This is a genomic window from Burkholderia sp. Tr-20390 (assembly GCF_017104595.1).
GTDB lineage: Bacteria > Pseudomonadota > Gammaproteobacteria > Burkholderiales > Burkholderiaceae > Burkholderia.
Map to the genome: position 1 here is coordinate 24,713 of NZ_JAAGPC010000106.1, position 7,497 is coordinate 32,209.

At 66.9% G+C, this 7,497-nt stretch carries 8 protein-coding genes, 1 other RNA gene and 1 riboswitch; of the genes, 3 read left to right on the forward strand and 6 right to left on the reverse strand.

The genetic code is table 11. The annotated features are described in order from the left end of the window. Window positions 1–56: 56 nt before the first annotated feature. Complete coding sequence (gene ilvD / locus G3N98_RS24965; protein WP_206149486.1) at window positions 57–1,730, reverse strand: dihydroxy-acid dehydratase; 1,674 nt, start codon at window positions 1,728–1,730, stop codon at window positions 57–59. Window positions 1,731–1,865: 135 nt separating this feature from the next. Here ilvD and G3N98_RS24970 point away from each other — a divergent pair, with 135 nt between their 5' ends. Both G3N98_RS24970 and lgt read left to right on the forward strand, forming a co-directional pair. Further along, a complete protein-coding gene (locus tag G3N98_RS24970) occupies window positions 1,866–2,780 on the forward strand; it encodes a LysR substrate-binding domain-containing protein (protein ID WP_089473398.1) in 915 nt (304 codons plus the stop codon). 89 nt (window positions 2,781–2,869) lie between these two features. After that, window positions 2,870–3,760: a prolipoprotein diacylglyceryl transferase gene (lgt, locus tag G3N98_RS24975; protein WP_069248621.1), complete on the forward strand. Its 891-nt coding sequence runs from the start codon at window positions 2,870–2,872 to the stop codon at window positions 3,758–3,760. A gap of 116 nt (window positions 3,761–3,876) precedes the next feature. On the opposite strand, the gene G3N98_RS24980 is transcribed toward lgt, so the two are convergent. From G3N98_RS24980 to G3N98_RS25000, 5 genes are all read right to left on the reverse strand, one after another. Next, the gene (locus tag G3N98_RS24980; protein ID WP_089426114.1) at window positions 3,877–4,617 is read right to left on the reverse strand and encodes an SIMPL domain-containing protein; all 741 of its coding nucleotides are present in this window, start codon (window positions 4,615–4,617) and stop codon (window positions 3,877–3,879) included. A 180-nt stretch (window positions 4,618–4,797) separates the two neighbouring features. After that, on the reverse strand, window positions 4,798–5,259 hold the full coding sequence (locus G3N98_RS24985; RefSeq protein ID WP_021160795.1) for an EVE domain-containing protein: 462 nt from the start codon (window positions 5,257–5,259) through the stop codon (window positions 4,798–4,800). Between the two features lie 71 nt (window positions 5,260–5,330). Continuing rightward, a non-coding RNA gene (gene ssrS, locus G3N98_RS24990) (6S RNA) lies at window positions 5,331–5,512 on the reverse strand. A gap of 81 nt (window positions 5,513–5,593) precedes the next feature. Then, the gene (locus G3N98_RS24995; protein WP_011352906.1) at window positions 5,594–5,908 is read right to left on the reverse strand and encodes a cell division protein ZapA; all 315 of its coding nucleotides are present in this window, start codon (window positions 5,906–5,908) and stop codon (window positions 5,594–5,596) included. Continuing rightward, window positions 5,905–6,255, reverse strand: coding sequence for an ATPase (locus G3N98_RS25000; RefSeq protein WP_089473397.1), 351 nt, complete (start codon window positions 6,253–6,255; stop codon window positions 5,905–5,907). Before G3N98_RS25000 ends, G3N98_RS24995 begins: the two co-directional genes overlap by 4 nt. 154 nt (window positions 6,256–6,409) lie before the next feature. After that, a riboswitch (cobalamin riboswitch) is annotated at window positions 6,410–6,661 on the forward strand. A 41-nt stretch (window positions 6,662–6,702) separates the two neighbouring features. On the opposite strand from G3N98_RS25000, the gene G3N98_RS25005 reads away from it, so the two are divergent. Beyond that, the coding region (locus G3N98_RS25005) for an iron chelate uptake ABC transporter family permease subunit (protein WP_241026069.1) at window positions 6,703–7,497 on the forward strand (795 nt) is incomplete at its 3' end.

The following is a 7,497-nucleotide window of genomic DNA, read 5'->3' on the forward strand; positions in this document are numbered from 1 at the left end:
TGCGCGTTCCCCCGGCGGCCATGTTTATCGGGGTCGCATGTCTTGACGTGCCCGGATCAACCGGTGACGGCACCTTTGTTCGCCGGGCGGGCGAGCGCCGCGAATTTCGCGAGCACGCCGCGCGTGTAGCGTGGCGCGGGCTGTTGCCATGCGGCGCGGCGGCGCGCGAGTTCCGCATCATCGACGTTCAGCTGCAGCAGCAGCCGATGCGCGTCGATCGTGATCGAGTCACCCTCTTGCACGAGCGCGATCGTGCCGCCGACGAACGCCTCGGGCGCGACGTGGCCGACCACCATCCCCCAGGTGCCGCCCGAGAAGCGGCCGTCCGTGATGAAGCCGACCGATTCGCCGAGCCCCTTGCCGATGATCGCCGACGTCGGCGCGAGCATTTCCGGCATGCCGGGGCCGCCCTTCGGGCCGAGGTAGCGCAGCACGAGGATGTCGCCGGCGCGAATCCGGTCGCCGAGAATCGCATCCATCGCGCTCTGCTCGTCGTCGAACACGCGTGCCGGGCCCGTGATCACCGGGTTCTTCAGGCCGGTGATCTTCGCGACCGCGCCGTCTTCCGCGAGATTGCCCTTCAGGATGGCGAGGTGGCCTTCCTTGTACAGCGCGCGGTCGATCGGGAAGATCACGTCCTGATCCGCGCGCGGCACGCCCGGCACGTCCTTCAGCTCGTCGGCGAGCGTGCGGCCGGTGATCGTCATGCAGTCGCCGTGCAGCAGCCCCGCGTCGAGCAGGATCTTCAGCACCTGCGGAATCCCGCCGGCCCGGTGCAGGTCGGTCGCGACGTACTTCCCCGACGGCTTCAGGTCGCAGATCACGGGCACGCGCTTGCGGATGCGCTCGAAGTCCTCGATCGTCCAGTCGACCTCGGCCGCGTGCGCGATCGCGAGGTAGTGCAGCACTGCATTGGTCGAGCCGCCCGTCGCCATGATCACCGACACCGCGTTCTCGATCGACTCCTTCGTGATGATGTCGCGCGGCTTCAGGTCGCGCTTCACGGCCTCGACGAGCACACGCGCCGATTCGGCGGCCGAATCGACCTTCTCCTGGTCGGGGTTCGCCATCGTCGACGAGTACAGCAGCGACATCCCGAGCGCCTCGAACGACGAGCTCATCGTGTTCGCGGTGTACATTCCGCCGCATGACCCCGACGTGGGGCAGGCGTTCTGCTCGACACCTTCGAAATCCTCCTGCGACATCCGGCCCGCGGTGAATTCGCCGACCGCCTCGAACGACGACACGATCGTCAGGTCCCGGCCTTTCCAGTTGCCGGGGCGGATCGTGCCGCCATACACGTAGATGCCCGGCACGTTCAGGCGCGCGAGCGCGATCATCCCGCCCGGCATGTTCTTGTCGCAGCCGCCGACCACCACCACGCCGTCCATCCATTGCCCCTGCACGCAGGTCTCGATGCAGTCGGCGATCACCTCGCGCGACACGAGCGAGTACTTCATGCCTTCGGTGCCCATCGACATGCCGTCCGAAATCGTCGGCGTGCCGAAGATCTGCGGGTTCGCATCGGCCGCCTTCACGGCCGCGACGGCCGCGTCCGACAGGCGCTGCAGGCCGGAATTGCACGGCGTGATCGTCGAGTGGCCGTTCGCGATGCCGATCATCGGCTTGTCGAAATCGTCCTTCTGGTAGCCGAGGGCGTAATACATCGAGCGGTTCGGCGAGCGGGCCACGCCTTGCGTGATGTGCTTCGAGCGACGGTTGTAAGCCATGGGGGACTCCATCGTTGTCTGGGCAACGCCGTCGAGCGACGCGCCGGTTCGGATCAATCAAGCATGGAGTGTCCGGATTGTGATGTCCAATATATTATTTGTCGCTTATTAAGTCGTTTTTCGAATGAGAGAGCCATGGCCGATCCGACTCCCGACCTGCGCCAGTGGCGCTATTTCGTGACCGTCGCCGACGAGCGCCATTTCGGCCGCGCGGCCGAACGCCTGTCGATGACGCAGCCGCCGCTGTCGCAGGCGATCCGTGCGCTCGAGGATGCGCTCGGCGTCGCGCTGTTCGCGCGCACCAAGCGCTCGGTGGCGCTGACGGCGGTCGGGGCGGCGCTGCTGCCGGACGTGCGCCGGCTGCTTGCAGCGGCCGATGCGCTGCCGCCGCTGGCGCGACGGCTCGCGCGCGGCGAGGCCGGTTCGCTGTCGCTCGCGTTCGTGTCGACCGCCGATTACGGGCTGCTGCCTGCGCTGCTGCGGGCGTTCGGTGCGCGCTATCCGCAGGTGCGGCTGCAACTCACGGAGGCGACGAGCGACGTGCAGATCGACGAGCTCGTCGCGGGGCGCATCGACGCGGGGCTCGTCATTCCGCCCGTGCCGCCGCGCCACGCGGCCGGGCTGTCGTACCTGCCCGTCATGCGCGAGCCGCTGGTGGTGGCGATGCCGGCCGCGGCGAGCAATGCGCCGGAAGACGAGCCCGTGCGTCTCGCCGAGGTTGCCGCGTTGCCGCTCGTGATCTTTCCGCGTCGTCTGGCGCCCGGCTTTTATGACATCATTACGGGCTGCTACGGCGCGGCGGGGGCAACGCCGCACATCGGCCAGGAGGCGATCCAGATGCAGACGATCGTCAGCCTCGTGTCGGCCGGCATGGGCGTCGCACTGGTGCCGCAATCGCTGCGTAACCTGCGGCGCACCGGCGTGGTCTACCGGCCGCTTGCCGATCACGCGCCGGTCGTCGAGACAGGCCTCGTGTGGCGCACCGGTGACGTGAGCCCCGTGCTGGCCGGCTTCATCGACGTCGTGCGCGCGCAGGGCCTCGCCACGTGACGTGAACGATGACGCGCCGGTGCCGTCCAACGCGCGGTGCTGCGCGTTTGCGACGGCCGTACCGCATTCGAAAACTTCTTCGCTAACCCATGATCATTCACCCGAATTTCGACCCCGTTGCGATCCATCTCGGGCCGCTGGCCGTGCGCTGGTACGGGCTCATGTATCTCGTCGGCTTCATCGCGGCGATCGTCGTCGGCCGGATCCGGCTGAAGCTGCCGCACGTCGCGGCGCAGGGCTGGACCGCGAAGGACATCGACGACATGATGTTCTACGGCGTGCTCGGCACCGTGCTCGGCGGCCGGCTCGGCTATGTGCTGTTCTACAAGGCCGATTTCTACTTCTCGCATCCGCTCGACGTATTCAAGGTGTGGGAAGGCGGCATGTCGTTCCACGGCGGCTTCCTCGGCGTGACGCTCGCGATGATGCTGTTCGCGTGGCAGCGCAAGCGCCACTGGCTGCAGGTCACCGACTTCGTCGCGCCGATGGTGCCGACGGGGCTCGCGGCCGGGCGGCTCGGCAACTTCATCAACGGTGAGCTGTGGGGCCGCGTGACCGATCCTTCGGCACCGTGGGCGATGCTGTTCCCGGGCGCGATGCGCGACGATGCGGCATGGTTGCCGAAGCATCCGGAGCTCGTCGAGAAGTGGCATCTTGCCGACGTGTTCATGCAATACCAGATGCTGCCGCGCCATCCTTCGCAGCTCTATGAAATCGCGCTCGAAGGCATCGCGCTGTTCTTCGCGCTGTTCTTCTTCGCGCGCAAATCGCGGCCGATGGGCGCCGTGTCCGCGCTGTTCCTGATCGGCTACGGCCTCGCACGCTTCACGGTCGAGTTCGCGCGCGAGCCCGACGACTTCCTCGGCCTGCTCGCGCTCGGCCTGTCGATGGGGCAGTGGCTGTCGCTGCCGATGATCCTCGCGGGCGTCGCGCTGATGGTCTGGGCGTATCGCCGCCGCGCGGCGCATGCCGCTGCGTGATGCGATATCGATGCACGTGCGATCGGCGCGTGCATCGGCACCCTGCAGGTCAACGCAAAACGCCGGCCCTCGGGCCGGCGTTTTTCATTTCGGACTGCCGTGCGCTGCGCTGCGCGTTACTTCATCTGCACGGAGCCGTTGACGGTGACCGACACGGTGGCCTTGCCGCCTTCGACCGCGATCGGCGCGCTCATCTTCGCGCTGTCCATCGGCGCCGCGGCCATCGCCATCATGCGCGGGTACGGCTGTACATTGCGGCCGCCGCCGACGTTCACGTCGCGGATCGTGTAGCTGCCGTAACCGAATGCCTTCGCGGCTTCGTCGGCGCGGGCGCGGAACGACTTGATCGCTTCGGTCGTCAGCTTTTGCTCGGCCGCGCGCTGTGCTTCGGGCGACAGCGAGAACTCGACGTTCGCGACCTGCATCAGGTTCGACAACTGGCCCGCAAGCTTCGACGCGGCAGCGAAATCGCGCGATTCGAGCGCCACTTCCGTACGACCGCGCCATGCGGAGATCTTGCCGTCACGATCGGTGCTCGGGTACACGGAGAATGCGCCCGTGTGTGCGGTGACGCCCGATACGCCCTTCGCCTGCGACAGCGCTGCATCGGCGCGCTGGTTCAACTGCGCGGTGAGGCTGCCCGGATCCTTGGCCTGCTGCTCGTAGAACAGCGTGATGTGGATGATGTCCTGCGGCACGTCCGCGCTGGCCTGCGACGACAGCGACAGCACGCCTGCGGGCTCCGGAAAGTGCGGGTTCGCGGTTTGCGCGTGCGCGGCGGTCGACGCGAGCGTCAGCGCGGCGGGAACGGCGGCGGCAAGGGCGAGCGACAGCGCGAGTGCGGATTTCTTGGTCATTGTTGGACTCCTTGTGCGAGGGCGTGCACGCGGATTGCGCGTGCACGACGCGGGCGTACCGCGCGACGAAAAAACGACAGCCGGCCTGATCGGCCGACAGCGGTTGCTTAGGCCGCGCGAAAGTGCCGCGAGTTCCGTTGCGGCAGTGCGGACTGACCAGATTTGACCTTTGGCGCGCGCCTACTTCATCAGCTTTTCGGTGATGAAGCGCCATTCGGCGCGCGTGACCGGCGTGATCGACAGCCGGTTGCCGCGCGCGAGCACGCGCATGTCGGCGAGTTCGTCGTGTTCGCGCAGCGCCGCAAGCGGCACGAGCGGCGATTTTTTCACGTAGCGCACGTCGACGAGCAGCCAGCGCGGTGCTTCCCGAGTCGACTTTGGGTCGTAATAGGGGCTTTTCGGATCGAACTGGGTGGGGTCGGGGTAGGGCGTCGACGACACTTCGGCGAGGCCCGCGATGCCCGGCTCGGGGCAGCTCGAGTGATAGAACAGCACGCCGTCGCCGATCTTCATCGTGTCGCGCATGAAATTGCGCGCTTGATAGTTTCGCACGCCGGTCCACGGCAGCGAGCGCTGCGGTGCGTTGGCGAGATCGTCGATGCTTGCTTCGTCCGGTTCGGACTTCATCAGCCAGTATTGCATGGATCGTGATCGACGCAGAAAGAGGCTGCTACAAAAGAAAACGGCACCGGGCTTCGCCCGATGCCGTTGGATAGGCCCCCGCCTTGGCCGCTAGGCCGGCATCCTGAACCTGAGGTTCAGAATTGGTCGCAGTTAGCAGCACTTCGGGTACATCAGACAGAGTGACGCGCGCGCCCGTGCTACAAATTTCCGCAACCGTGCACATGGCATTGGTTCAAGGAATATATGACCTTGGCGAACCAGGCAGGGAAGCTGACTGAACTGTGATTCGATGCGCCAATTTGACCACCGTTGATCGCCGAGATCAAGGGGAATCGACGCATCGATTAAAACGTTACTGCGTCTCGTGCTGTGCGAGCACCGCGCCGAGCTGTTCGTTCATCTGGTGCATTGTACGACGGATTTCCTCCGCCGGAAATGCTTCACCGTGCCGCACGCTCGTTTGCAGCCGCAGCAATTCGGACGCGAGCGACAGCGCCGCCATCACGGCGATGCGATCGGTGCCGCGTACCGAGCTGTTCGAGCGGATTTTCGACATTTCGGCGTCGACGCGTGCGACCGCTTCGAGCAGCGCCGCTTCGGTCTCGGCCGAGCAGGCGAGCCGATAGGCCTGACCGAGAATCGAGACTTCGATCTGCTTGGTGCTCATGCATGTTCTCCATGGCTGGCCGCGTCATCGCCATCCGTACGCGCCTGCGCATCCAGCAGGTCGAGCTGGTTGTCGGCTTGCTCCGCATTTTTCGAGCGCGGCAGCTTTTCGAGAATCGCGTTCAGTTTCACCTGGGCGTCGTCGATCTTTGCCGACAGCGTGTCACGCTCGGCCGCAAGTGCATTGCGTTCATCGCGCAGTTGCGCGAGTTCCGTGCGGACAGCGTCCGCATCCGCGCGCAATTGCGCGACCTGCTCCTCGAGCGCGAGCCGTTCCGAGTGATAGCGCTTGTTCAGCGAAATCAGACGGCCAATATTTTGAGATAGGGTTTCGAGTTCGTTGAGCATTTGCTGCGTCCTCTAAAGACCCAGCATTTTAGCGCGGAATAACGCGCAATCCGACATCTGTAACGTTTCCAGTCGTAACACCCCTGCTTCTTGCCGCGAATCGGCGCGTCCCGTGCGTGTCCGGAGGCTTCCTTGACGCTCGCGCGACCCGCTCCTAAACTGGCGCCGCCTCGGTGCTCGCGCGTGGAACGCGCGGTTAAACGGGAAGCAGGGCGCGGGCGCCGGAAGCCCGCCAACCTGCGCTGCCCCCGCAACGGTAAGCGGCCGCGTCTCGTGACGCAGGCCGGCTCGGGCGCGTTTCACGTGCAGCTCCTGCATGCGGACGCGGGCCACTGCGCGTCATCGCGCGGGAAGGCGAGCCGGACCGCCGCCAGCCCGGATACCGGCCGAGACGGGGAGCCCGCACGGGCTTCGTGACGCGCGGCCTGCGGGGAGGCGGGGCGCGCAATGCTTCACGGAATCTTCTTCGATGCTGACCCCAATCGTCCGCGCGACGCTCAAATCACGACCGGTCCGCTGCCGCAAGCGGGTGCGACGCACGTCGTATGCGGCGCCGTGCGCGGCATGAGCGCCGCGCGCGCCACCGCGATCTGGGCCGCACTGGCCGCGGCGGTCGCGCTGCTGTTCGTCGCGTCGCTGTCGATCGGCAGCGTGCCGATGTCGCCGTGGCAGGCGCTCGCGTCGCTCGTGCCGCATGGCGGCGACGCGCTGTTCGCCGATATCGTCCGCACGCTGCGCCTGCCACGCGCGCTCGCCGGCTTCGCATGCGGCGCGCTGCTCGCGCTGGCCGGTGCACTGCTGCAGGTACTGTTGCGCAATCCGCTCGCGGAGCCGTACGTGCTCGGCGTGTCGGGTGGCGCGGCCGGCTTCGCGCTCGTCGCGATGATCGCGGGCGGCGCGTGGTGGCTCGTCGATGCGTCGGCGTTCGCCGGTTCGCTCGTGTCGGTCGCGCTGGTGCTCGGTCTCGCACGCCGCGAGCTGGGGCGCGGCGATTCGCGCGACGCGTCGCCGCGTTTGCTGCTCACCGGCGTCGTGATCGCGGCCGGGTGGGGCGCGCTCGTCACGCTGCTGCTGTCGCTCGCGCCCGATGCACGGCTGCGCGGGATCATCTTCTGGCTGACCGGCGACCTGAACGGCGTGACCGCGCCGTGGTTCGCGTGGGGGGCGCTGTTGCTGGCCGCCTGCGTCGCGCTGCCGGCCGCGCCGCAACTGAACGTGCTGCTGCGCGGCGACGCGACCGCG

What these genes read in the sequence shown, in the direction of transcription:
- ilvD (WP_206149486.1), bottom strand. Translation starts at nt 1,730, where the DNA reads ATGGCTTACAACCGTCGCTCGAAGCACATCACGCAAGGCGTGGCCCGC.
- G3N98_RS24970 (WP_089473398.1), top strand. Translation starts at nt 1,866, where the DNA reads ATGGCCGATCCGACTCCCGACCTGCGCCAGTGGCGCTATTTCGTGACC.
- lgt (WP_069248621.1), top strand. Translation starts at nt 2,870, where the DNA reads ATGATCATTCACCCGAATTTCGACCCCGTTGCGATCCATCTCGGGCCG.
- G3N98_RS24980 (WP_089426114.1), bottom strand. Translation starts at nt 4,617, where the DNA reads ATGACCAAGAAATCCGCACTCGCGCTGTCGCTCGCCCTTGCCGCCGCC.
- G3N98_RS24985 (WP_021160795.1), bottom strand. Translation starts at nt 5,259, where the DNA reads ATGCAATACTGGCTGATGAAGTCCGAACCGGACGAAGCAAGCATCGAC.
- G3N98_RS24995 (WP_011352906.1), bottom strand. Translation starts at nt 5,908, where the DNA reads ATGAGCACCAAGCAGATCGAAGTCTCGATTCTCGGTCAGGCCTATCGG.
- G3N98_RS25000 (WP_089473397.1), bottom strand. Translation starts at nt 6,255, where the DNA reads ATGCTCAACGAACTCGAAACCCTATCTCAAAATATTGGCCGTCTGATT.